The sequence below is a fragment of the Streptococcus oralis genome (assembly GCF_023110055.1).
GTDB classification, from domain to species: domain Bacteria; phylum Bacillota; class Bacilli; order Lactobacillales; family Streptococcaceae; genus Streptococcus; species Streptococcus oralis_BY.
The window spans coordinates 562588-585812 of sequence record NZ_JALDVG010000001.1 but is presented as its reverse complement, the minus strand read 5'-3'; the positions used below and the strand labels follow the sequence as shown (position 1 = coordinate 585812).

General features: G+C 38.9%; 24 protein-coding genes and 1 pseudogene. All 25 read left to right on the top strand.

From position 1 onward, the window contains the following. The first annotated feature begins 1 nt into the window (after nt 1). The 25 genes and pseudogenes from M1G01_RS02790 to M1G01_RS02670 all read left to right on the top strand — a co-directional run bounded on the left by M1G01_RS02790 (nt 2) and on the right by M1G01_RS02670 (nt 23215). Nucleotides 2-304 carry a PTS sugar transporter subunit IIB gene (locus M1G01_RS02790; protein ID WP_001020606.1) on the top strand — a complete coding sequence of 101 codons (303 nt, stop codon included), beginning with the start codon at nt 2-4 and terminating at the stop codon, nt 302-304. A 10-nt stretch (nt 305-314) separates the two neighbouring features. Continuing rightward, nucleotides 315-1628, top strand: coding sequence for a PTS sugar transporter subunit IIC (locus tag M1G01_RS02785; RefSeq protein WP_049518650.1), 1314 nt, complete (start codon nt 315-317; stop codon nt 1626-1628). Nucleotides 1629-1641: 13 nt separating this feature from the next. After that, the gene (locus M1G01_RS02780; protein WP_049518651.1) at nt 1642-1962 is read left to right on the top strand and encodes a PTS sugar transporter subunit IIA; all 321 of its coding nucleotides are present in this window, start codon (nt 1642-1644) and stop codon (nt 1960-1962) included. Between the two features lie 8 nt (nt 1963-1970). After that, nucleotides 1971-3237 (top strand): annotated as a pseudogene (gtfA, locus tag M1G01_RS02775) (sucrose phosphorylase). 262 nt (nt 3238-3499) lie between these two features. After that, nucleotides 3500-4243 carry a CPBP family intramembrane glutamic endopeptidase gene (locus tag M1G01_RS02770; protein ID WP_038806089.1) on the top strand — a complete coding sequence of 248 codons (744 nt, stop codon included), beginning with the start codon at nt 3500-3502 and terminating at the stop codon, nt 4241-4243. A 154-nt stretch (nt 4244-4397) separates the two neighbouring features. Beyond that, complete coding sequence (locus tag M1G01_RS02765) at nt 4398-5204, top strand: alpha/beta hydrolase (RefSeq protein WP_247931125.1); 807 nt, start codon at nt 4398-4400, stop codon at nt 5202-5204. Nucleotides 5205-5215: 11 nt separating this feature from the next. Next, nucleotides 5216-5344 (top strand): ADP-ribosylglycohydrolase, encoded by a 129-nt coding sequence (locus M1G01_RS02760; RefSeq protein ID WP_247931124.1) that lies wholly within the window; start codon nt 5216-5218, stop codon nt 5342-5344. Between the two features lie 104 nt (nt 5345-5448). Further along, nucleotides 5449-6075 carry an SAP domain-containing protein gene (locus tag M1G01_RS02755; RefSeq protein WP_247931123.1) on the top strand — a complete coding sequence of 209 codons (627 nt, stop codon included), beginning with the start codon at nt 5449-5451 and terminating at the stop codon, nt 6073-6075. 221 nt (nt 6076-6296) lie between these two features. Next, nucleotides 6297-7226 carry a hypothetical protein gene (locus M1G01_RS02750; protein WP_239665725.1) on the top strand — a complete coding sequence of 310 codons (930 nt, stop codon included), beginning with the start codon at nt 6297-6299 and terminating at the stop codon, nt 7224-7226. Between the two features lie 230 nt (nt 7227-7456). Then, nucleotides 7457-8338, top strand: coding sequence for a diacylglycerol/lipid kinase family protein (locus M1G01_RS02745; protein WP_247931122.1), 882 nt, complete (start codon nt 7457-7459; stop codon nt 8336-8338). 62 nt (nt 8339-8400) lie between these two features. Then, nucleotides 8401-8892: a phosphoribosylanthranilate isomerase gene (locus tag M1G01_RS02740; protein WP_247931121.1), complete on the top strand. Its 492-nt coding sequence runs from the start codon at nt 8401-8403 to the stop codon at nt 8890-8892. Nucleotides 8893-9068: 176 nt separating this feature from the next. After that, nucleotides 9069-10808, top strand: a complete 1740-nt coding sequence (locus M1G01_RS02735) for a glycoside hydrolase family 13 protein (RefSeq protein ID WP_247931506.1) — start codon at nt 9069-9071, stop codon at nt 10806-10808. A gap of 155 nt (nt 10809-10963) precedes the next feature. Further along, nucleotides 10964-11839: a DUF4300 family protein gene (locus tag M1G01_RS02730; RefSeq protein WP_247931120.1), complete on the top strand. Its 876-nt coding sequence runs from the start codon at nt 10964-10966 to the stop codon at nt 11837-11839. 21 nt (nt 11840-11860) lie between these two features. Then, a complete protein-coding gene (locus M1G01_RS02725; protein WP_227231822.1) occupies nt 11861-12043 on the top strand; it encodes a hypothetical protein in 183 nt (60 codons plus the stop codon). 72 nt (nt 12044-12115) lie between these two features. Further along, complete coding sequence (locus M1G01_RS02720; RefSeq protein WP_247931119.1) at nt 12116-12622, top strand: YfbM family protein; 507 nt, start codon at nt 12116-12118, stop codon at nt 12620-12622. 177 nt (nt 12623-12799) lie between these two features. Then, nucleotides 12800-13354: a hypothetical protein gene (locus M1G01_RS02715; RefSeq protein ID WP_247931118.1), complete on the top strand. Its 555-nt coding sequence runs from the start codon at nt 12800-12802 to the stop codon at nt 13352-13354. A gap of 624 nt (nt 13355-13978) precedes the next feature. Beyond that, complete coding sequence (locus M1G01_RS02710) at nt 13979-15439, top strand: aminotransferase class I/II-fold pyridoxal phosphate-dependent enzyme (RefSeq protein WP_247931117.1); 1461 nt, start codon at nt 13979-13981, stop codon at nt 15437-15439. Then, nucleotides 15440-16300 (top strand): polyamine aminopropyltransferase, encoded by an 861-nt coding sequence (gene speE / locus M1G01_RS02705; RefSeq protein ID WP_156012044.1) that lies wholly within the window; start codon nt 15440-15442, stop codon nt 16298-16300. After that, nucleotides 16297-17556: a saccharopine dehydrogenase family protein gene (locus M1G01_RS02700; protein ID WP_247931116.1), complete on the top strand. Its 1260-nt coding sequence runs from the start codon at nt 16297-16299 to the stop codon at nt 17554-17556. Before speE ends, M1G01_RS02700 begins: the two co-directional genes overlap by 4 nt. Then, a complete protein-coding gene (gene nspC, locus M1G01_RS02695) occupies nt 17556-18683 on the top strand; it encodes a carboxynorspermidine decarboxylase (protein WP_247931115.1) in 1128 nt (375 codons plus the stop codon). Before M1G01_RS02700 ends, nspC begins: the two co-directional genes overlap by 1 nt. Next, the gene (gene aguA, locus M1G01_RS02690) at nt 18680-19765 is read left to right on the top strand and encodes an agmatine deiminase (protein ID WP_247931114.1); all 1086 of its coding nucleotides are present in this window, start codon (nt 18680-18682) and stop codon (nt 19763-19765) included. Before nspC ends, aguA begins: the two co-directional genes overlap by 4 nt. 9 nt (nt 19766-19774) lie before the next feature. Continuing rightward, the gene (aguB, locus tag M1G01_RS02685) at nt 19775-20650 is read left to right on the top strand and encodes an N-carbamoylputrescine amidase (protein WP_247931113.1); all 876 of its coding nucleotides are present in this window, start codon (nt 19775-19777) and stop codon (nt 20648-20650) included. Between the two features lie 144 nt (nt 20651-20794). After that, nucleotides 20795-21532, top strand: a complete 738-nt coding sequence (locus tag M1G01_RS02680; protein ID WP_038806103.1) for a TraX family protein — start codon at nt 20795-20797, stop codon at nt 21530-21532. Between the two features lie 106 nt (nt 21533-21638). Continuing rightward, a complete protein-coding gene (locus M1G01_RS02675; protein WP_247931112.1) occupies nt 21639-22337 on the top strand; it encodes a response regulator transcription factor in 699 nt (232 codons plus the stop codon). Next, the gene (locus M1G01_RS02670) at nt 22337-23215 is read left to right on the top strand and encodes a sensor histidine kinase (RefSeq protein ID WP_000639366.1); all 879 of its coding nucleotides are present in this window, start codon (nt 22337-22339) and stop codon (nt 23213-23215) included. The genes M1G01_RS02675 and M1G01_RS02670 overlap by 1 nt, the downstream gene beginning before the upstream one ends. The last annotated feature ends 10 nt before the right edge of the window (nt 23216-23225 follow it).

The window sequence follows — 23225 nt, the reverse complement described above, 5'->3', positions numbered from 1 at the left end:
AATGAATATTGGATTGTTTTGTGCAGCAGGTATGTCAACAAGTATTTTGGTTGAGCGTATGAAAGAAGCGGCTCAGAAAAAAGGGAAAGATGCAACAATTGCAGCTTATTCCATCAGTGAATTGGAACAAAGAGTTGGAGATATTGATGTGGCTCTATTAGGCCCACAGGTTGGTTTCCAACTTGAAAAAGCAAAAGAAATTTGTGCTTCTCACAATGTTCCTGTAGAAGTGATTGCAATGGCTGATTATGGTACTGCAAACGGTATGGCAGTTCTTAAACAAGCTTACATGATGAAAAAATAAGGAGACGATGATGAAGGATAAACTGATTAAAAAGTTTGTTGATAGGATGATGGCCTTTGTCAATACCAAAGGTGTAACAGCGATAAAAGATGGTATTGTTTTCTCTATGCCATTGTTGATTGTTGGCTCCATCTTTCTTATCTTGGCCAATCTTCCAGTTCCAGCTCTAGCAACGATGTTAGAAACTAGTGGTATTACCCCTGTTCTCAATCAAGCAATTGGTGCAACCTTTAATATCAGTGCGATTGTAACAGTCATTGGGATTGCGTATACCTATGCTAAGCTAGAAAAACAGGAGCCGCTTGGGGCAGGTGTCATTGCCCTAGCAGTTTTCTTGCTAATCCAGCCCTCCAGTTTGATTTCTAAAAATGGGGATGTAGTTGGTAACATTATTCTGAAGGATTGGACTTCCGGGAAAGGGATGATTGGTGCCATTATCGTTGGTTTGATAGTAGGAGCAAGCTATTCTTGGTTTTTGAAGAAAAATATCAAAATCAAAATGCCAGATGGCGTACCAACTGGTGTAGCCAACGCATTTTCAGCCTTGATTCCTGCTACTGTTATTATCACAGCGGCAACGATCTTTGTCGGACTTGTTGAACAATTGTTTAAGGTCACAACGATTGAAGTGATTTATAATCTTATTCAAACACCAATGCAAGGCTTGACTGACTCATTGTTTGGTGCGGTGCTTATGTGTTTCCTTGTACCATTCTTATGGATGTTTGGGGTGCACGGCTCAACTGTAGTTGGTGGCATCATGAGTGGCTTGCTACAGGCGAATGCTTTGGAAAACCAAGCCATTTTAGATAAGGGCCTAGAATTAAATCTAGCCAATGGCGGTCATATTGTGACGATTCAATTTTTTGATCAATTTATCAATGTTACAGGTGCCGGGATTACGATTGGTTTGGTAGTTTACATGGTTGCATTTGCAAAATCAAAACAACTAAAAATTCTTGGACGTCTTGAAATGGTTCCAGCCATCTTTAATATCAATGAGCCGGTGCTCTTTGGTTTGCCGATTGTAATGAATCCAGTTTTAGCAACTCCCTTTATATTAACGCCTATTTTATCTTGTATCATCCAGTATTCAGCGATTTATTTTGGACTGACACCTATGTATGGTGCCGTTCAAGTTCCGTGGACTTGTCCTCCAATTATTTCAGGATTTATCATCGGTGGTTGGAAAACAGCCTTGTTGCAAACACTTATTTTGGTTATGTCTTTCTTTGTTTATTATCCGTTTATTAAACAGATGGATAAACAAGCTTTACAAGCTGTAATACAAGAAACAAGCGATTTAGAAGATGAAGATTGGTAAGAGAGGTATTAAAATGGACGAAAAAGTACTCGAAGTGTGTTTTCAAATTATCACCTATGTAGGAACAGCAAAATCTATGTACATCAATGCTATTCAATTGGCTAAGCAGGGTGAATTCGAGCAGGCTAAAGATAGAATTAAACAAGGCGAAGAAGCATTTGTACAGGGACACAATGCTCACCACTCACTTTTGACAAAAGAAATGAATGGGGAATTAAGCGAAACAGGTCTACTTCTGATGCATGCTGAGGATCAGTTAATGAGTGCAGAAGGTTTTCGAACGATTGCTGAGGAATTTATAGCAGTCTATAAACGCTTTGAGGAAGGTAAATAGAGCAAGTTATGAAAGTAAAAAATCAAGCAATGTTAATTACCTATTCAGACAGTCCTGGAAAAAATCTGAAAGACTTGAAGTAGGTCTTAATCTCAGCCAAGTCGCCTTTTCCCTTGATTTCCTAGAAAAGAAAGATGAGTCTGCCTATCCGGATTTGTTTATCCACTACAAAAACTTTTGGCCAAACAGTGGGCCGACTCAGGAAGATGTAGACCTGATTTACAAACGGAAGCCACGTGCTCCCTATAGCATTGCCAAGTTTGCTGATGGTAGTGAGGAAAAAGTTTGGTGTACCTTTGATGAGCAACAGATCGACCTCGATGTGACAAGAGAAACAACTCGTCGCTTTATTCAGGAAAATCTGGAACAGCTGGCGGACCACGGAGCTTCCATTATTCGCTTGGACGCCTTTGTCTACGCCAATAAGAAAATCGGCACCAACTGTTTCTTTGTTGAGCCAGATATTTGGGAAATGCTTCATTTTCCGTGTCAGCTATTGGCACCAAAAGGAGTGAAAATTCTTCCAGAAATTCATGAACATTACACCATTCAGCAAAAAATCGCTGAGCAAGACTACTATGTCTATGACTTTGCCCTTCCGATGCTGGTTTTTCATGCTCTTTATTCAGGTAATGTCAAACGTCTTGTTCACTGGATGGAAATCTGCCTCGCAAGCAATTTACAACCTTAGACACGCACGATAGTATCGGAGTGGTCGATGTCAAGGACTTGCTAACAGATGTTGAAACAGAGGCGACAAGAGAAGCCCTCTATGCCCAAGGAGCAAATGTCAAAAAGATTTACAGCTCAGAGGCCTACAATAATTTGGATATTTATAAGAAAAATTGTACCTACTATTCATCTTTAGGAAATGATGACCAAGCCTATCTCTTGGCACGTGTGCTTCAATGTTTTGCACCAGGTATTCCGCAGATTTACTACGTTGGCTTGTTGTCAGGAGAAAATGATATCGAATTGCTCGAATCAACCAAAGAAGGCTGCAACATCAACCGTCACTATTACGATTTGGAAGAAATTGAGCGAGAAGTTCAACGCCCAGTTGTGCAGTCCTTGTTCAATCTGCTCAAATTCCGTAATACCAGCGCAGCATTTGATGGAGAGTTTGCTGTTGACATGGAAGACGCTAATACTATCCACATCAGCTAGACCAATACCGATGCCAATACAGTGGCAGAATGAAGAGCTAATCTGAAAGATAAATCATTTGAAATTACAGAGAAAATAGATAGTGAAAGAACATCGATTTATCTATAATAGAATACAAACGAGTGGTGGAAACGTTTGATTTCCTCACTCTTTTTGTTAGCTAGTTAGTAACAAAATAGTACTTAAACGTAAACTATGAATTATATCCTGTTGTGACGATAATTGTTCGAGAATATTCGTAATAAAAAACAGGAACAGTTAATTAAACTGCTCCTATTTTTATGATAGAATATAGGTAGTTATAAATCGAGAGCAACTAAGAAGCAGTAACAAATATTACATATAAAATAATCAAAATAAGGAAGATAAAATGACAGAAATTGACAAAAAGAATTTAAAAAATTATCTTTATTGTACATTTGGAATTACTTATATAGCTTGGGGGATTCTTGCCATCTTTACTCAATCTTATATTTTGGGATTAGAGACATTTATAGGAAGAATATTACATATAGTTGGTGCACTTGGACCAGCTATTGCAAGTGGCTTTTATTTAAAAAGTAATAATATAAAATTTAAACATTTTTTATTTAATAAGATAGAAAATAGTAGTATTTATTTCATTTATCATATGTTAGCAATTTTGATACTATTTTCTGTATCTTCCTTAGAATTAAACGGAGTATCCATTTATCTGATGCCATTATTCTTTATACAACTAATTTTTTTTGGTGGTGGACATGAAGAATTAGGATGGAGAGGAATATTACAGCCATTACTTGATAAAAAATATACTTATTGGCAATCTAATTTGATTGTAGGTTCAATCTGGGGAATTTGGCATCTGCCTTTATGGTTTATAGTCGGAGAAAGTCATCAAGGATTTCCTTTCATTTTATTTTTTATATATACATTATTTTTAAGTTTTGTTTTAGGGCTTCTTTATCGTCAAACGAAATCTGTGGGGTACTGTCTATTATTTCATGCGTTCGCAAATTTGTTAAATCTCTATTTTGTGTTAAAAATTAATCTTATTTTTATTATCATTTTTATTGGTTATTTGATTTATACTATATTGGCGAGTAATAGAATTAGTAAGGAAACAACATTTTAAAATTTAGATCAGGATATCCATTATTGAATGTAACGTGTGGTCATTCTAGATAATCAATGTTAGAGACTTTTCTATTTGATGAGACATCACTGCTTGTACGAGCTGATTAAACATGGGTGTAGCTAGTGAAAGTCCTACAGTAAGGAGTTTAAACATGAAATTCCATGAATTTGGTGATAAGAATTTGCCTCCTATTTTACTGATACATGGTGGTGGAAGTTCTTGGTGGAATTATCTTCGTCAAGCACGAATCTTGTCAGAAGAATACCGTATTATTCTACCCACTTTGAATGGCCACGGCGAGGAATATCAACTTGATTATGTTTCTACTGAAGATTCTGCTTTGGAGATTCTAGACTATATCAAAGAAAACTGTGGTGGGAAATTGTTTGCAATCGGTGGTGTTTCACTTGGTGGTCAAATTGCCATGGAGCTTTTGTCTTTAGACAGTGAAATTGCTGAGAAGGCCATCATAGATGGAAGCCTCTGTATTCCTCAACCAAGGTTAGCTAAAATCAGCATCTTTCTAGTGTCTCTATTTGGTAAACTGATGTTCAATAAATTCTCTTGCAAACTTCAGTTAAGCATGATGAACAAACTCTATCCAAAACTGGCTTGTCCAGAGGAAATAAAAGCTTATTATTTGGAGGATTTGCCAAGGACCCCTGTCAAAACATTGGTGACCATTTACAAAAACTATATGGGATGTTACAAGCTGAAAGATATGATTTCTGCTAGCAAGGCTCAGGTTCTGTATATCTATGGTGAAAAAGAATTGAACTGTGTGAAAGAATCAGCGAAATTATTTCATCAGCTACATTCAAATACAATTTTGTATGAAGCAAAGGGCTATAACCACGGCTATTTATCAGCTTACCTGCCTTATGAGTGGATTGATTTGGTGGTGCCATTTTTAAAGAGTGACTCATTAGAAATGTGTAACGAATCTGATATGCCATAAGGAGGAATACCATGCTAGGAGCAATTATTGGAGATATTGTAGGTTCAGTTTACGAATGGAACAATATCAAAACGAAGGATTTTCCTTTATTTTGTGAGGATTGTTTTTTCACGAATGATACGGTAAGTCCGAACCGCTGAATGTGTGAGTTTGTTAGTGAAACGTTGCTAATCCTCAAAATAAAGAAGCCAAAATTCCATTATTTTGAGATGACAACCTAAACTGGTTTTAAGGAGGTAAAATATTGATGGAAAGCAGACCTGAGTTCAATAAAGTCGCATCCTTTGATGAATTTAATAAATACTATTGGTATCGTGATGAACTTTCACAGATATGCAGGTCATTAGGACTTGAATATAGAGGTACAAAACAGGAACTCAATCATATTATTGAGCAGTACTTCAAGGGGAATTTGATTAAAAAATCATCAGTAAAAAGGAAAAAGAAACGAGTAGAAGTCGTTACTTTAGATACGCCCTTACTTGAATGTGGATTCTCCTTTAATGCACACTTTAGAGAATATTTCTCAACTTTAACAGGTGTCTCACCCTTCAAATTTACTGCTGATATGGCAACTGCTTGGAGAAAAGTAAAAAAAGAAAATGATTTGAATTTCACAATCCAAGATATGCTAAAAGTTTATTATGGAGATTCAGATTATGCCAAGTATGACCATTCGGTTTGTCAATGGAATCAATTTTTAAAGGATTTCTGTGCAGACGAAAATAGTCGCAACTACTCGAATAAACTAAAAGTAGCTTCTATTCTTTGGAAAGAAGTTAGAAATTCAAGTAATGAAAAAATTTATTCAAAAAAACTTTTGACTGAATATGCTGATAAAATAAAAGAGTATGGTAAGGTAGTTCAATAGAAATGATTTCATTTTGATATTTTTGATTTGATTGCTGTTGACTTAGCTGAATTAAAGCAGTATCTAAGTTTAAAGTAAGTTACAATCATTTTAAGCGATTTTGAGCAAGTCAAGGATATTTTTTCTGAAGACGGAGTAAGTAGTGAGCTAGTGTAAATTTACACACATCTATTTGTCTTTTTAAACGGATTTATATAATAAAAAAATATGGAGGATATTTTATGATACAAGTAAATGAGTTTATTAATAAAGTAGATATTACAGATAGTGATAATGTCAATTGTGAATTTGAAGTACGTAAAAAGGCAATGGATTTTTATAAGAAGTATCCTTTTTATGAGGAAGATGATTGGAAGATTATTAAGTTTCAAAACTCAGTTGATAAATATAATAAATTAAAGAATAATAAAGATATTGAAGCATACAAAGAAAAATCAAAATCAGGATATAAGGGAGCTCATTTGCTTGTCAATAAATCGAAAGGTATTGCACTTACGGCTGACATTCTTACTTCAATCACTGTTCCGTATAAAAAAATTACCAATGTTGAACCTAGCTTGAAAGGTGGTAAAGAAATAAAAGACGGGATATTAAAAGGTGATTTAGAAATACCACATGATTTGGAACCTTATTTTAAAGCTTTTGCTATTGTTTACTATTGGTGTGGAAATATGATGCCAGTGGTGGAAAGTTTCATCCCTGGAAGTGATGGAGCAGATAACTGGCTTTGGAAGATGAATATAATAATTAATTGTCATAAAGGTGGTCCCCATCAAAACTGGAGAGATTGGATTAAAGAAAACTGGGGAGAAGATCTAAACAAATTCATCACAGATTACTATTTTGAAGATTGTTTTGACAAGGATAGTTTAATCATAAAGAATATTGTTCCAAGTCTCAAAGAAGACTATGTTGTTTCATTAAGTTGTCATTACTTACATCTCATTCAAGAAAATGAACATAAATTAGCAAAAGAATTTTTAATCAATCATGTAAAAGTGATTATTCAAAGAAGTTACCGAATTGAAAATAAATTTCATGGGGATTGGAAGAAAAAGGAAGAGGACGAGGTAAAAGAAATTTTTAAAGAGATTTTCGCGCAAGCTGGATTTAATGGCAAACAGATTAATAAAATGCTTTCTTTATTTTAGATAATCGTTAATATTCTAGCGCCAATCGTTTGATATTATCTGATAATCTTTACTTTAAACTATGTTTTATATGCTCGAAATTCACAGTAAACTCTTTGTCTATGTTTTTATAAATTAATGCCCAGTACGTCAAAGTTCTTTTTTCTGAGTTTTCATTATATAATAGCATTATATGTAATGAAATATATAGCAACTCTAACATTTCTATTTAAAATTCAAGGAGAAAATCAATGAAAAAAGCAATGTTAATTATCAACCCTACCTCTGGTGGGGAAAAGGCTTTGGATTATAAGGTTAAGCTGGAGAATAAGGCAAAAGATTATTTTGAACACGTGGAAACCAAAATTACCGAAAAGGCGCTGGATGCAACACACTTTGCTGAAGAGGCTTCTCGTGAGCAGTACGATGCAGTGGTTGTTTTCGGTGGAGACGGAACTGTCAATGAAGTTATTTCGGGTATTGCTGAGAGAGACTACACTCCGAAGTTAGGGATTATCCCTGGCGGTACGGGCAACCTCATTACCAAACTGTTGGAAATCAATCAAGACATCGATAGCGCGATTGATGAACTCGATTTTAATTTAACCAATAAGATTGATATTGGTAAAGCGAATGACAACTATTTTGGTTATATCTTTAGTGTCGGTTCTCTGCCTGAGGCGATTCACAATGTTGAGATCGAGGACAAGACAAAATTCGGTATTTTAGCCTATGCTGTAAATACCATGAAGTCTGTGATGACGGATCAGGTCTTTAACATTAAGATTGAGACAGAAAATGGAAATTATGATGGCGAAGCGAGCCATGTTTTGGTTCTCTTGACAAATTACTTCGCTGACAAGAAAATCTTTGAAGAAAACAAAGATGGCTACGCCAATATTTTGATTCTAAAAGATGCTTCTCTATTCTCTAAATTATCAGTCATTCCTGATTTACTAAAAGGGGATGTTGTTGGCAATGATAATATTGAGTATATCAGAGCGCGTAATATTAAGATCTCTTCAGATAGTGAATTGGAGTCAGATGTTGACGGCGATAAGTCGGATAACCTACCTGTAGAGATTAAGGTACTGGGCCAGCACATTGAGGTCTTTTCACAACCGAAAGAGTAGAAGGTAAAACTAATTTAACTATTAGTGAGAAATCAAGTTTCATATCAACGATAGGAGGAGAAATGAATTCTCTATTTGATGAATTTCGAATAATTTGTTCACATTTAAACCAAGTCGGAATCACACCTACGCTCATGGGGTCTTTGGGTTTTGAATACCGTTCAAATGAAGAATGGCAACCGTCTGACATTGACATTCATGTCTCTGGAGATCCTAGAGGCTGGGAAGCACCTGATCATCTCAGGATTTATGACTGGGACAAGATAATGAAAGTGATGAACCACTTAGGCTACACCTTGATAGATATTCATGAGCATGAATTCCAAAAAGATGGTGTGAGCGTTGAATTTGGGAGTATCGATTCCTTACCTGATTTTGCAGGAGTATCTGAATCAGATATAGAGTTGATTCATCGCGAGGACATCACGTTTCGTGTTCCAAGTTTAGAACAGTATTTCAGTATATACAAGGCTTCTTCCCAAGATTCCTATCGAAATGACCACAATAACAATAAGGATTTTAAAAAGATAGAGTGGCTGGAAAGGCATTTGTAAAATCATCATTTGAAAAGTAGCAAGTTGTAAGACTGGCTGCTTTTTTATTTTGAAAAACAATCCACTCAAAACTACGGACTAGTCTTGAAAATAAAATTTTAAAGTAGTATACTAGAACAACAAAGGTGAAAGCGTTTGCGTTACAGATGAATGAAAGTAAATCAGGAGACAAAACAATGGAATTGACTGCCATTTACCATAGAACAGAGTCGGAGTATGCTTATCTTTATAAGGATAAGATAATGCACATTCGTATCCGGACTAAGAAAGATGATATTGAAAGCATCCATTTGCATTATGGTGATCCTTTTATCTTTTTAGAGGACCATTATGAAGTAAACAAGGAGATGGTCAAAGTAACTTCTGATGCCTTATTTGATTACTGGCAAGCAGAAGTTTCAGTGGGCTATGCGCGACTCCAGTATCTCTTTGAACTCAAGGATAAGCAAGGTCAGAGTATTTTCTATGGCGATAAGGGATGTGTTGAAAATACGCTAGAAAACCTTCATTATGAAGGAAATGGCTTTAAAATTCCGTATATCCATGAGATTGATGCTTGCCATGTTCCTGACTGGGTAGCAGAGATGGTATGGTACCAGATTTTCCCAGAACGCTTTGCTAATGGCAATCCTGAGATTTCACCTGAAGGTGCGCTAGCTTGGGATTCCTTTATCAAGCCAAAGACGAGCGATTTCTTTGGTGGTGATTTACAGGGCATTATTGACCATCTGGATTACTTGCAAGACTTGGGGATTACAGGTCTTTATCTCTGTCCGATTTTTGAATCCCCAAGCAATCACAAGTATAATACGACGGATTATTTCGAAATTGACCATCATTTTGGATATAAGGAAACTTTTCGTAAACTGGTGGAGAGGGCCCATCAGAGAGGCATGAAGATCATGCTGGACGCTGTTTTCAACCATATCGGGGATCAGTCTCCACAATGGCAGGATGTTCTCAAACATGGTGAAGATTCCGTTTACAAAGATTGGTTCCATGTTCAAGAGTTCCCAGTGACCAAGGATAAGCTGGGTGATCCAAGAAAGCTCCCTTACCATACCTTTGCCTTTGCCAGCTATATGCCCAAGCTCAATACGGCCAATCCTCAAGTGAGGGACTATTTGTTGAGCGTTGCGACCTACTGGATTGAAGAGTTTGATATCGATGCATGGCGCTTAGATGTGGCAAATGAAGTCGACCACCAATTTTGGAGAGATTTCCGTAAGGCTGTTTTGGCTAAAAAGCCTGACCTTTATATTCTTGGAGAGGTCTGGCACACTTCCCAGCCCTGGCTAAATGGCGATGAATTCCACGCAGTCATGAACTATCCTCTCTCCGACAGCATTAAGGATTATTTCTTGCGAGGGGTTAAGAAGTCACCTCAATTCATCAATGAGATCAATAGCCAGTCTATGTACTATAGACAGCAGATTTCGGAAGTGATGTTCAATCTCTTGGATTCGCATGATACGGAGCGCATTTTGACTACTGCCAAGGAAGATGTTCAACTCGTTAAGTCGGCTCTTGCTTTCCTCTTTTTACAAAGAGGGACACCGTGTTTCTACTATGGAACGGAGTTGGAGTTAGATGGAGGACCAGATCCGGATTGTCGTCGTGTCATGCCTTGGGACCGTGTTTCCGACAGTAATGACATGCTTCATTTCATGAAGAAATTGATTCAGCTTCGCAAGGATGTTTCAGATATTATTCAGCATGGAAAATTTATTCTCGAAGAAATCAAGCCAGATGTAGTGTCCCTAGCATGGGATTATGATGGACAAAAAATCCAAGCCATTTTTAACCAATCAACTGAAAATTATCTTGTAGATCGTGATTCTGTAGCGCTAGCCAGTCATTGCCAAGAATTGGAACAGAAACTGGAGATATTGCCAAAAGGATTTGTCATTAAATAAAAATAGGATTAAAAAGGCTGTAATGAATGGGTGATTCGTGCAGTCTTTTTTTTGACTTATGTAGTATAATATAGCTAAGTCACGGATTCCGGATGAGGGATTAGTTAATGGTGTTTAAAGAAAAATAGAGACTTGTGCTTTAGAAAGGGAATTGCATGAAACGATCGAGAAAAGTAGTAGCCTTGGGACTGTGCTTACCCTTTTTACTTGGACTCATTGCTTGTCAGCAAAATAATACGAGGACTGACGCTACAAATCAGACACAGACCAGTTCAGATAAAGTTCCTTGGAAGGCTTCATATACCAATCTAAACAGTCAAGTAAGTTCCGAAGAGGTCAAATCTCTCTTATCAGCTCACTTGGACCCAAATAGTGTTGATGCATTTTTTAATCTTGTCACAGACTATAATGCGACTGTCGGTTCTACTGGCTTAAGTGGGGATTTTGCCTCCTTTACGAAGACAGAATACGACGTAGAGAAAATCAGCAACCTCTGGAATCAAAAAAAGGGTGACTTTGTCGGGACCAACTGCCGTATTAATAGCTATGCGCTCTTGAAAAATTCGGTCACAATTCCAAAACTCGAAAAGAATGATCAGCTGCTTTTTGTGGATAACGATGCTATCGATAAGGGAAAAGTATTTGATACGAAAGACAAGGAAGAATTTGATATTCTATTTTCTAGGGTGGAGACGGAAGCAACGACGGATGTAAAAGTTCACGCGCAGAAGATGGAGAAATTCTTCTCCCAGTTTCAATTCAATGACAAAGCTCGAATGTTGTCTGTTGTGTTGCATGACAATTTGGATGGAGAGTATCTTTTTGTTGGACACGTAGGTGTTTTAGTGCCAGCTGAGGAGGGTTTCTTATTTGTAGAGAAACTGACTTTTGAAGAGCCTTATCAAGCTATTAAGTTTGCGAGCAAGGAAGATTGTTACAAATATCTATCCACCAAATATGCGGATTATACAGGTGATGGACTGGCTAAGCCTTTCATTATGGATAATGAAAAGTGGATTGAAGGATATTAAGCTAGGCAAGGGAGAAGTAGTATGGAGACAGTAGTAGCACTTTTAGTTGTCATTCTTATCGGATTCTGGGCCGTAAACATTCTCAAGCCTCGTAAGTCAAATAAAAAAGAAAGATTTTTAGGCTATATGCAGCGCTATGATATAGATGGTGAGGGTTATCAGTCAGAAGTCTGGGAAGTGACGGAAGATGAGAATGAGAAATAAGGAGGAGAGTCCAAAAACAGTAGATATCTTACCTTTTTCAAGAAAGGGGACTAACTAATTGGAGGAAACATTATGGGAATGATTGCTAATTATCAATATCTATCTGATAATGAATTAAGCCAAATAAAGCGGTATTCTTGTCAGGAAGAGGATTTGCTTGACTTGGTAGAGGATTATCCTGAGGGAAATGATACGTTGATAGATATTGACAAAATGTGGGATGCCTTACTCTTTGTTATGACAGGTTTTAGTAGTTCAGAATTTATGGATGACGACCCCTTGAGAGAAGCTGTCTTGGGAGTGACCCCTTTAGAAAATGTGTCAGAATATATAGCCTATACTGAACACTCAAAGATAGCTGAGATTGTTCAAGCTTTAGAGAATTGTGACATGGATAGGGCTCTGGCAGACTTTAGCATGGAAGCATGCAAGAAGGCAGATTTATACCCCGATATTTGGGATTATCTTGAAGAAGAGGAAGAAATCAAGGATGATATTCGAACCTGTTTTGTAAAAATGAAAAACTTTTATAAGAAAATCTTAACTCTCAAAGGAAATGTCTTAGTGACTATTTGTTAACTACTTTTCCAACTGTTAGTCAGGTGCGTGATGAATGTACATCTAGAAAGTCGAACACCTGATGACTTGTCTGGTGAAGAAAATATTCCACAGTATAGTTGGACGGAATAGATAGAAATTGGTTATAGAATTTGTAAGCATAATAGATTTTAAACTTTAAGATGGAGGACTAAAGAGATGGGAAGAATTGAATGGGAAAATGCCAAGACACGTTTAGATGCCTTGCTTGTCATTGATGAGTATCGAACAGATCCAAATAAGACCTGGCTTCGATTGATCGTTAAGACTGAGGAAAGCTATGGAATCCGTTACCTTATCAACAACGGTTCTGGTGATTCTCTAGATGTGATCTTTACTGATAAAATGATCCTTATAAAGGGCTTTGATCATGAAAGCAGTTTGAGTCAATTTGCTGCGGATGAGTGGAATCAAGACATCATAGACGGATTTTATAAAGGACTGGATGAAAAGTATCAAAACCTTTACTCAGAAGAGCAAAAAGATGAAACAACTTTCTTTATCTGGTATGACGGTCAAGAGCATCAAAATACCTACCAAGAGCAGGACGGTGGCGAATGGTTGTTATCCTATTTCTTTGACAGTTTTGAGAAATTTCATGAGTTTGTGACGGATTACTATTCAATTACCGTAGATGAGGACTTACTTAGAAAACTTTACAATCAAGGACAGCTTTCAGAAGTAGAATTGGAGCAGTTGATTCCTACTTCCTAGCTGGAAATATTTATGAAATCTGATGAAAAGAACTGATTTTCAATATCAAGTCATACTTGAAGAATTATTGAAGTAGTTAATGTCTGTAGTTTCTTTTTTCTTATGTCTATGACGCTTTAAAGCGATTTCTTTTTATAGTTCAACAGAATTTGACGAACAAAAAAACAAAATTCTTTAAAAAAGTTTCACAAAAACACTTTACAAGCTCTTATAAACATGATATAGTTATTAGGCTTAGAAAATGAGATGATGTTTTCTAGCAAATATAAACCCGAGTAAAAAATGCCTACGGACAGGCAGGGTTGAATGCCGAAGCGTGGTTAAAAAGCCACATTATTGATAGGGTTGAAAGCCTACTTTTATAAGTTGATGTTAGGACGCTTGTCCTAATTCATAAATTTTTAGTGTGGTGAAAGCACACGTCATCTTGTGAAACGATCAATAAAGTACGTAATATTTGCTACTAGAGAGTTAGGAAACATCAGGAACAGACATACTCAACAGAAACCAAAATAAACACGTCAGAAGATTGCAGAGCAGGTGAAAACCTGCTCTTTTTTCATAAGTCAACCTTTAGCGCCTTTATCTTCTTGAGGTGCTAAAAATATGGTAAAGGAGTATGTCTTGAAGAAGTTAGATCAAAACCAAGCCCCAATTTATGAGGCCTTGGTCAAGCTACGCAAGAAAAGAATTGTCCCCTTTGATGTGCCAGGTCACAAGCGTGGACGAGGAAATCCAGAACTTGTCGAACTGTTAGGAGAAAAATGTGTTGGCATTGATGTCAATTCTATGAAACCCTTGGATAATCTCGGCCATCCTATTTCGATTATTCGGGATGCGGAGGAATTAGCTGCGGATGCTTTTGGTGCAGCCCATGCCTTTCTCATGATTGGAGGTACAACCTCATCAGTTCAAACCATGATTCTTTCCACCTGCAAGGCGGGAGATAAGATTATTTTGCCGCGTAATGTCCACAAATCTGCTATCAATGCGCTGGTTCTATGTGGTGCCATTCCCATCTATATCGAGATGAGTGTAGATCCCAAAATCGGCATCGCATTAGGACTTGAAAATGACCGTGTGGCTCAAGCTATAAAGGATCATCCAGATGCCAAGGCTATCCTAATCAACAACCCTACTTACTATGGAATTTGTTCAGATCTCAAGGGATTGACGGAAATGGCTCATGAAGCTGGCATGTTTGTTTTAGTGGATGAAGCCCATGGAGCTCATCTACATTTCACAGATAAATTGCCACTATCTGCTATGGACGCTGGAGCGGATATGGCGGCGGTTTCTATGCATAAGTCTGGTGGGAGTTTGACCCAGAGCTCCATCCTTCTTATCGGGGAGCAGATGAATCCTGAGTACGTTCGTCAGATCATTAACCTGACCCAGTCTACATCTGCCTCTTACCTACTTATGTCTAGTTTGGATATTTCTCGTCGCAACTTAGCCCTTCGTGGCAAAGAGTCTTTTGAGAAAGTCATTGAACTATCTGAGTATGCTCGTCGTGAAATCAATGCTATCGGTGGTTATTATGCCTACTCAAAAGAGCTCATAGACGGTGTGTCCGTTTGTGATTTTGACGTGACCAAGCTGTCCGTTTACACTCAGGGAATAGGGCTAACAGGTATCGAAGTTTATGACCTCCTACGAGATGAATACGACATTCAAATTGAGTTTGGGGATATTGGGAATATCTTAGCTTATATTTCCATTGGCGACCGCATCCAAGACATCGAACGTTTGGTCGGCGCTTTGGCGGATATCAAGAGACTCTACTCAAGAGATGGAAAAGACTTAATTGCTGGAGAATATATCCAACCAGAGTTAGTCCTTTCTCCTCAGGAAGCCTTTTATTCAGAGAGAAAAAGTTTGACCTTAGACGAATCAGTCGGACAAGTCTGTGGAGAATTTGTCATGTGTTATCCTCCAGGGATCCCGATTCTAGCACCAGGTGAACGCATTACACGAGAAATTGTGGATTATATCCTATTTGCCAAAGAACGTGGTTGCTCCCTCCAAGGGACGGAAGATCCAGAGGTCAATCACATCAACGTCATTGAGAGAAAGGAGAACTAGATGGATTTATGGTTTTCTGAAGTTCATACTCCAGATGTCAAACTGTCCCTGAGAACAGCCAAGCAACTCTACGCTGGTAAGAGTGAATGGCAGGATATAGAGGTATTAGATACACCAGCTTTTGGAAAGATATTGATCTTAAATGGACATGTCTTGTTTTCAGATGCAGATGATTTTGTCTACAATGAAATGACGGTCCACGTTCCCATGGCTGTCCATCCCAATCCCAAGAAAGTCTTGGTTATAGGTGGTGGTGATGGCGGTGTTGCCCAAATATTGACGCTCTATCCAGAATTGGAACAAATCGATATTGTAGAACCTGATGAAATGTTGGTAGAGGTTTGTCGTGAGTATTTTCCAGACTTTGCTGCGGGGCTAGATGACCCTCGTGTTACCATTTACTATCAAAATGGACTGCGATTTTTGAGAAACTGTGAGGATGATTACGATATCATTATCAACGATGCGACGGATCCATTTGGACATACGGAAGGGCTCTTTACCAAGGAATTTTACGGGAACAGTTACAGAGCCTTGAAAGAAGACGGCATCATGATCTATCAGCATGGGAGTCCCTTCTTTGACGAGGATGAGTCAGCTTGCCGAAGCATGCACCGCAAGGTCAATCAAGCCTTTCCAATCAGCCGGGTTTATCAGGCCCATATCCCAACCAGTCCTGCTGGCTATTGGTTGTTTGGATTTGCATCGAAAAAATATCACCCTGTTAAAGATTTTGACAAGGAAGGCTGGAAAAAACGCCAGCTTTTCACAGAATACTATACTGCAAACTTACATGTGGGGGCCTTTATGTTGCCCAAGTATGTAGAAGACATTTTAGAAGAAGAGGAAGGAAAAAAATGAGTCGTTTATTAGTTATCGGATGTGGAGGCGTTGCCCAAGTTGCTATTTCAAAGATTTGCCAAGATAGCGAAACCTTTACAGAGATTAAGATTGCTAGCCGCACCAAGTCGAAATGTGATGACTTGAAGGCTAAATTAGAAGGGAAAACAAGTACAAAGATTGAAACAGCTGCTCTTGATGCTGATAAGGTAGAAGAGGTCATTGCTTTGATTGAAAGCTACAAGCCAGAAGCTGTTTTGAACGTAGCTCTGCCTTATCAAGATTTAACCATTATGGACGCATGTTTGGCAACTGGAGTCCACTATATTGACACGGCCAACTATGAGGCTGAGGACACAGAAGATCCAGAATGGCGTGCCATTTATGAAAAACGTTGCAAGGAACTTGGTTTTACAGCCTACTTTGACTACTCATGGCAGTGGGCTTATCAGGAAAAATTCAAAGAAGCAGGCTTGACCGCTCTGCTTGGATCTGGCTTTGACCCAGGTGTAACCAGCGTTTTTTCAGCTTACGCCCTTAAACATTATTTTGATGAAATCCACTATATCGACATTCTAGACTGTAATGGTGGTGACCACGGTTATCCATTTGCGACAAACTTTAACCCAGAAATCAATCTCCGCGAGGTTTCTGCGCCAGGTTCTTACTGGGAAGATGGAAAATGGGTCGAAGTCGAAGCTATGTCTATCAAGCGTGAGTATGATTTCCCTCAAGTTGGACAAAAAGATATGTATCTCCTTCACCATGAAGAAATTGAGTCATTGGCGAAAAACATTCCAGGTGTTAAACGGATTCGTTTCTTTATGACTTTTGGCCAATCTTATCTAACGCATATGAAATGCTTGGAAAACGTTGGTCTTCTTCGTACGGATGCTATTAACTTTAATGGACAAGACATTGTGCCGATTCAATTTTTAAAATCCTTGCTTCCTGATCCTGCCAGCCTTGGCCCACGCACTGTTGGAAAGACCAATATCGGCTGTATCTTTACAGGTGTCAAAGACGGTGTTGAAAAGACCATCTATATCTACAATGTTTGCGACCATCAGGAATGTTACGCAGAAGTTGGGTCACAGGCAATTTCATACACAACAGGAGTTCCAGCCATGATTGGGACAAAATTAGTGATGAACGGAACTTGGAAACAACCTGGAGTTTACAACCTTGAAGAGTTGGATCCAGATCCATTCATGGAAGCTCTGAATGAGTACGGATTGCCTTGGGTTGTGGTAGAAAACCCACAAATGGTGGACTAATGAAGTTAGAACAAGTACCCACACCAGCCTATGTTATTGACTTAGCCAAACTAGAGGAAAATTGCCGGATTCTTCAACAAGTTCAGGAAGAAGCCGGTTGCAAGGTTTTGCTTGCCCAGAAGGCTTATTCTCTCTACAAAACCTATCCCTTGATTAGCCAGTATCTTTCTGGTACAACTGCAAGTGGTCTCTATGAGGCCAAGTTAGCTAGAGAAGAGTTCCCGGGAGAAGTCCATGTCTTTGCGCCAGCTTTCAAGGAATCAGATATGGAAGAGCTACTACAAATATCTGACCATATCGTTTTTAACTCCGAGAGACAGTTGCGTAAACATGGTCCTCGTTGCCGAGAGGCTGGTATCAGTGTCGGTTTGCGCCTCAACCCTCAGTGTTCAACTCAAGGAGATCACGCGCTCTACGATCCTTGTGCACCTGGCTCCCGTTTTGGAGTTAGCTTAGACAAGATACCGAGTGATTTGCTGGACTTGGTGGATGGGCTTCATTTTCATACCCTTTGTGAACAGGGGGCAGATGATTTAGAGATAACTTTGAAAGCTGTAGAAGAACAGTTTGGACCTTATTTACATGAAGTCAAATGGCTCAATATGGGTGGAGGACACCACATCACAAGAGAAGACTACGATGTGGATTTGCTGATTTCTGAAATCAAGCGTATCCGAGAAACATACAATCTTGAGGTCTATATCGAGCCGGGTGAAGCCATTGCGCTCAATGCGGGTTATCTGGCAACTGAGGTATTGGATATTGTAGAAAACGGTATGGAGATCTTGATTTTAGACGCCTCTGCGACCTGCCATATGCCAGATGTACTTGAAATGCCCTATCGCCCACCTTTGAGAAATGGATTTGAGGCTCAGGAAAAAGCCCATACTTATAGACTTTCTTCCAATACCTGCCTGACGGGTGATGTGATTGGTGACTATAGTTTTGAAAATCGAGTCCAAATCGGTGATAGACTTTATTTTGAAGACATGGCTATTTACTCCTTTGTCAAAAATAATACCTTTAACGGTATTGGCTTGCCAAGTCTCTATCTCATGGACGAGCAAGGTGACTGCAGCTTAGTCAAAACCTTCGGCTATCAAGACTTTAAAGGGAGATTATCATGATGGACAGTCCAAAAAAAATAGGCTATCGTATGCCAGCAGAGTATGAACCCCATCATGGCACCCTCATGATCTGGCCGACTCGACCAGGTTCATGGCCCTTCCGAGGTAAGGCTGCAAAAAGAGCATTTACTCAGATTATCAAGACTATAGCAGAAGGCGAAAAAGTCTATCTTTTGGTAGAGCAGGACCATCTATCTGAAGCCCAATCCTATCTTGGAGACAAGGTTGTTTATCTAGACATTCCCACCAATGATGCCTGGGCGCGTGATACAGGTCCGACTATTCTTGTCAATGATAAAAGAGAAAAATTGGCAGTCGATTGGTCTTTCAATGCCTGGGGTGGTGCTGTCGATGGTCTTTATCAAGATTATGAAGAGGATGACCAAGTAGCCAGTCGTTTTGCTGAGGCCTTGGAAATGCCTGTTTACGATGCCCAACCTTTTGTACTGGAAGGCGGAGCGATACACAGCGATGGTCAAGGAACCATTCTTGTGACTGAAAGCTGCTTACTTAGTGCTGGTCGCAATCCTCATCTCAGTAAAGAGGAAATCGAAAACACCTTATTAGAGAGCCTTGGCGCTGAAAAAGTTATCTGGCTACCTTACGGTATTTATCAGGACGAAACCAATGAACACGTTGACAATGTTGCTGCCTTTGTTGGTCCTGCAGAGCTTGTTTTAGCTTGGACAGACGATAAAAGTGATCACCAGTATGCCATGTCTGCAGCTGACCTTGAGCTTTTAGAGAACGAAACGGATGCAAAAGGGCGTTCCTTCACTATTCATAAACTTCCAATCCCAGCGCTTCATCAAGTTGTAACCGAAGAGGATTTGCCGGGCTATAGTTATGAAGAAGGGGAAGAAGAGCGCTATGCAGGTGAACGTCTTGCAGCTTCCTATGTCAATTTTTATATTGCCAACAAGGCTGTCTTAGTGCCCCAGTTTGAGGATGTAAACGACCAAGTGGCCCTAGATATCCTCAGCAAGTGTTTCCCAGACCGTAAGGTCGTAGGAATTCCAGCCAGAGATATTCTCTTAGGTGGTGGCAATATTCACTGTATCACCCAACAAATCCCAGAATAGGAGAAAAAGATGAGAAATGTTAAAGTTGCAGCGATCCAGATGCAATGCGCCAAGGATGTGGCGACAAATATCCAAACAGCAGAGCATTTAGTACGTCAAGCTGCAGACCAAGGCGCACAAATCATTCTCTTGCCTGAATTATTTGAACGCCCTTATTTCTGTCAGGAACGCCAGTATGACTACTACCAGTATGCCCAGTCGGTGATAGAAAATACAGCCATTCAGCATTTTAAAGTAATTGCTAAGGAACTAGAAGTTGTTCTACCCATTAGTTTCTACGAAAAAGATGGCAATGTCTTGTATAACTCTATTGCCGTCATTGATGCAGATGGTGAAGTGCTGGGTGTTTATCGGAAGACCCACATACCAGATGATCATTATTATCAAGAAAAATTTTATTTTACGCCTGGCAACACTGGTTTCAAGGTCTGGGATACTCGCTACGCTAAAATTGGGATCGGTATCTGTTGGGATCAATGGTTCCCCGAAACAGCGCGCTGTCTTGCATTGAATGGTGCTGAATTGCTCTTTTATCCAACCGCTATCGGTTCAGAGCCTATCTTAGATACGGATAGTTGTGGTCACTGGCAACGTACCATGCAAGGGCACGCAGCAGCAAATATTGTCCCAGTTATTGCAGCCAATCGCTATGGCTTGGAAGAAGTCACTCCTAGTGAGGAAAATGGTGGACAGAGTTCCAGTCTTGACTTCTACGGTTCCTCCTTTATGACGGATGAAACAGGAGCTATTCTAGAGAGAGCTGAAAGACAAGGTGAAGCTGTTTTATTAGCCACTTATGACCTTGATAAGGGAGCAAGCGAGCGCCTCAACTGGGGACTGTTTCGTGATAGAAGACCCGAAATGTACCAACGAATTACCGACTAGAAGGTAACTTTCATAATAAATTTTTGGTATTCACGCCTGTCTTACAAAAATGTAAGATAGGCTTTTTAAATGTAAGATAGGTGTACGATTATACGCGGAAATGTATGCTATACTCTATGTAGATAAAAAAGAAAGAGGTTTATTATGAAAAAATGGAATGCGACACAGTTGAAGTATCTGATGGCGGCAGTAATGGTTCTAGACCATATTCCGCATATTACCGGAATCGTTTCTCCTTTGTGGGAAGGTATCTTTCACGCCTTGACCCGTTGTGTGGGAGTTTGGTTTGCCTATATGGCTATGGAAGGCTTCATCCATACTCGAAATTTGAAAAACTACCTCATCCGTCTTTGGTCTTGGGCGCTTATCATGTTTGCTGGAAATAGCCTACTCAACGCCCTATTTGCATCCAAAGGAGTAATGGTCAATAATAATATTTTCTTGACTTTGGCCATCGGTGTCACCATGCTTTGGATTGGTTTTCCCAGAAAAAAGTTGGATAAAAAGGAGAAGTTGTGGCGTCGGATTGGGCTTGCTGGGCTCTTGATTTTCGGTTGTCTTTTTACTGAGGGTGGCATCACCATGCTACCATTTCTCTTGATTAGTTACTCTTGTCGAAATCGCAAGGGCTTGCGAAATCTCCTCTATGCCTTTCTGTGGGCTTTCTTATTAGTGACTTCCATCCAAATATACGACACTTGGCACCAAACACTGGAAATGATGCTTTTCAATTCTGACTGGCTCTTTGTCACCGTCTTTCCTTTTATGGCCTTGTATAATGGACAGCGAGGAAAAGAAACTAGTTGGAGTAAATATTTCTTTTATATTTTCTACCCAGCTCATTTATGGATTATAGCCTTGATTGCTTATTTGGTTAAGTAGATTCAATATTCATTAGCTCCTTCTTGCTTAAAATGTGAGAGGAGCTTTTCTGTATCTGGAATTCCTAACAAAACATGTTATAATAGTTTTAGAAAGGACGAGGTTTATGGCGAACATACTTGTAGTTGAAGATAATAATGAAATCCAGGAAATCTTAAGAACCCTTCTTGCAGAGGAACACGAGGTGATTCAAGCATTTTCTGGGACAGAAGGTATCATGCAATTTGACAAAGGTGACATCGATCTCGTCTTGCTAGATATCATGCTCCCTGGGAAAAATGGCGACCAAGTCTTGCAAGCTATTCGACAAACGAGTCAGACTCCTGTCATCATGCTTACTGCTTTAGGTGATAAAAAGCTTATCAGCCAGTACCTATTAGATGGTGCCAATGATTATGTGGTAAAACCTTTTGATTTGGACGAAGTCTTTGCCAGAGTCACTGTGCAATTACGCCAAAGTGGTGAACATCAGTCAGGAAATCGAAGAGAAATTGATAACTTCGTACAAAACTTTAAAAATATCCAGTTCGATGCGGATAGTTTTGAAATAAGTAACGCAACTGAAACCATTCGCCTTGCAAAGAAAGAGTGTCAGATTCTCCAAATGTTGCTCCAGTACCCTAAAAAGATCTTCACCAAGGAAGAACTCTATGAATTGATTTGGGAAGAAAGTTACCTGCCTGGAGACAATACGCTCAACACCCATCTAAGCAATCTCCGTAAAAAACTGCATCAACTGGATCCAAATCACGAGTACATCGAAACCGTTTGGGGAGTTGGTGTTCGATTAAAAGGAGATAAGTAATGATTTACATTTTGATATCTATATTGCTCCTCATTAACATCATTTTGGCGATTTCTTTGATTCGCTATCATATAGCAATTAGAGATTTAAGCAGACAAATCGAAGAAAAGATTCGCTCTGGTAGCATGAAGAGGATCGGTGTAAATTTCTTTTCAAAGACCATTTTGCGTCTACATAACCAAATTGAGAATCTATTTCAAGAAGTGGAGCAAAACCAGCTAATCATGAAGCGTGAAAAACGCACCCTAGATATGGCAATCAGTAACATTGCTCATGATATTCGGACACCTTTAACAATCGCTTCAGGATACACTCAGCAACTAATAAAACACCCCGATAATAGTTCAGAAACCTTAAATAAAATAGCCCATCATCAGGATTTGGTTTCCAAACGGTTGGAGGCTCTCCTCGAATACCGTCATTTGATGGAAGGCGCAGTCAAACCGAAACTGGAAGAACCTGATTTATCAACTTTTATAACGAAAAAGACTTTAGCTTATTACGACGTTTTTCAATCTTCACATATTGTTCTTGATTTTAACGTTGAACCAGGATTGAAAACGACGACTGATGAGGACTTGCTTGATCGAATTATACAAAACCTCCTTGGAAATGTTCTCAAGCACGGCAAGGAGAAGGCTCGACTTTCCTTGAAAAAGGAAGAAAATAGACTTGTTTTGGAAATTGATAATCTAGTCAAAAAACCTATCAAGAATATAGACAATCTCAGCAATCGTTTTTATTCTGAAAATATGTCAGATACCGAAGAATCCTCTGGTTTAGGTCTCTATATTACTGAGGAATTAGTTCATCTTCTTGGAGCGGATATGAAGCTAGCCACTGATGGAGAATGGTTTTCAGTCTTTATTTATCTTTAACAGAAGAAAC

Coding starts and splice junctions, on each gene's coding strand:
- M1G01_RS02790 (WP_001020606.1), top strand. CDS start 2: ATGAATATTGGATTGTTTTGTGCAGCAGGTATGTCAACAAGTATTTTG.
- M1G01_RS02675 (WP_247931112.1), top strand. CDS start 21,639: ATGGCGAACATACTTGTAGTTGAAGATAATAATGAAATCCAGGAAATC.
- M1G01_RS02740 (WP_247931121.1), top strand. CDS start 8,401: ATGAATTCTCTATTTGATGAATTTCGAATAATTTGTTCACATTTAAAC.
- M1G01_RS02670 (WP_000639366.1), top strand. CDS start 22,337: ATGATTTACATTTTGATATCTATATTGCTCCTCATTAACATCATTTTG.
- aguA (WP_247931114.1), top strand. CDS start 18,680: ATGATGGACAGTCCAAAAAAAATAGGCTATCGTATGCCAGCAGAGTAT.
- M1G01_RS02745 (WP_247931122.1), top strand. CDS start 7,457: ATGAAAAAAGCAATGTTAATTATCAACCCTACCTCTGGTGGGGAAAAG.
- M1G01_RS02680 (WP_038806103.1), top strand. CDS start 20,795: ATGAAAAAATGGAATGCGACACAGTTGAAGTATCTGATGGCGGCAGTA.
- M1G01_RS02725 (WP_227231822.1), top strand. CDS start 11,861: ATGGAGACAGTAGTAGCACTTTTAGTTGTCATTCTTATCGGATTCTGG.
- M1G01_RS02720 (WP_247931119.1), top strand. CDS start 12,116: ATGGGAATGATTGCTAATTATCAATATCTATCTGATAATGAATTAAGC.
- speE (WP_156012044.1), top strand. CDS start 15,440: ATGGATTTATGGTTTTCTGAAGTTCATACTCCAGATGTCAAACTGTCC.
- M1G01_RS02760 (WP_247931124.1), top strand. CDS start 5,216: ATGCTAGGAGCAATTATTGGAGATATTGTAGGTTCAGTTTACGAATGG.
- M1G01_RS02700 (WP_247931116.1), top strand. CDS start 16,297: ATGAGTCGTTTATTAGTTATCGGATGTGGAGGCGTTGCCCAAGTTGCT.
- M1G01_RS02785 (WP_049518650.1), top strand. CDS start 315: ATGAAGGATAAACTGATTAAAAAGTTTGTTGATAGGATGATGGCCTTT.
- M1G01_RS02735 (WP_247931506.1), top strand. CDS start 9,069: ATGGAATTGACTGCCATTTACCATAGAACAGAGTCGGAGTATGCTTAT.
- M1G01_RS02780 (WP_049518651.1), top strand. CDS start 1,642: ATGGACGAAAAAGTACTCGAAGTGTGTTTTCAAATTATCACCTATGTA.
- nspC (WP_247931115.1), top strand. CDS start 17,556: ATGAAGTTAGAACAAGTACCCACACCAGCCTATGTTATTGACTTAGCC.
- aguB (WP_247931113.1), top strand. CDS start 19,775: ATGAGAAATGTTAAAGTTGCAGCGATCCAGATGCAATGCGCCAAGGAT.
- M1G01_RS02765 (WP_247931125.1), top strand. CDS start 4,398: ATGAAATTCCATGAATTTGGTGATAAGAATTTGCCTCCTATTTTACTG.
- M1G01_RS02750 (WP_239665725.1), top strand. CDS start 6,297: ATGATACAAGTAAATGAGTTTATTAATAAAGTAGATATTACAGATAGT.
- M1G01_RS02730 (WP_247931120.1), top strand. CDS start 10,964: ATGAAACGATCGAGAAAAGTAGTAGCCTTGGGACTGTGCTTACCCTTT.
- M1G01_RS02770 (WP_038806089.1), top strand. CDS start 3,500: ATGACAGAAATTGACAAAAAGAATTTAAAAAATTATCTTTATTGTACA.
- M1G01_RS02715 (WP_247931118.1), top strand. CDS start 12,800: ATGGGAAGAATTGAATGGGAAAATGCCAAGACACGTTTAGATGCCTTG.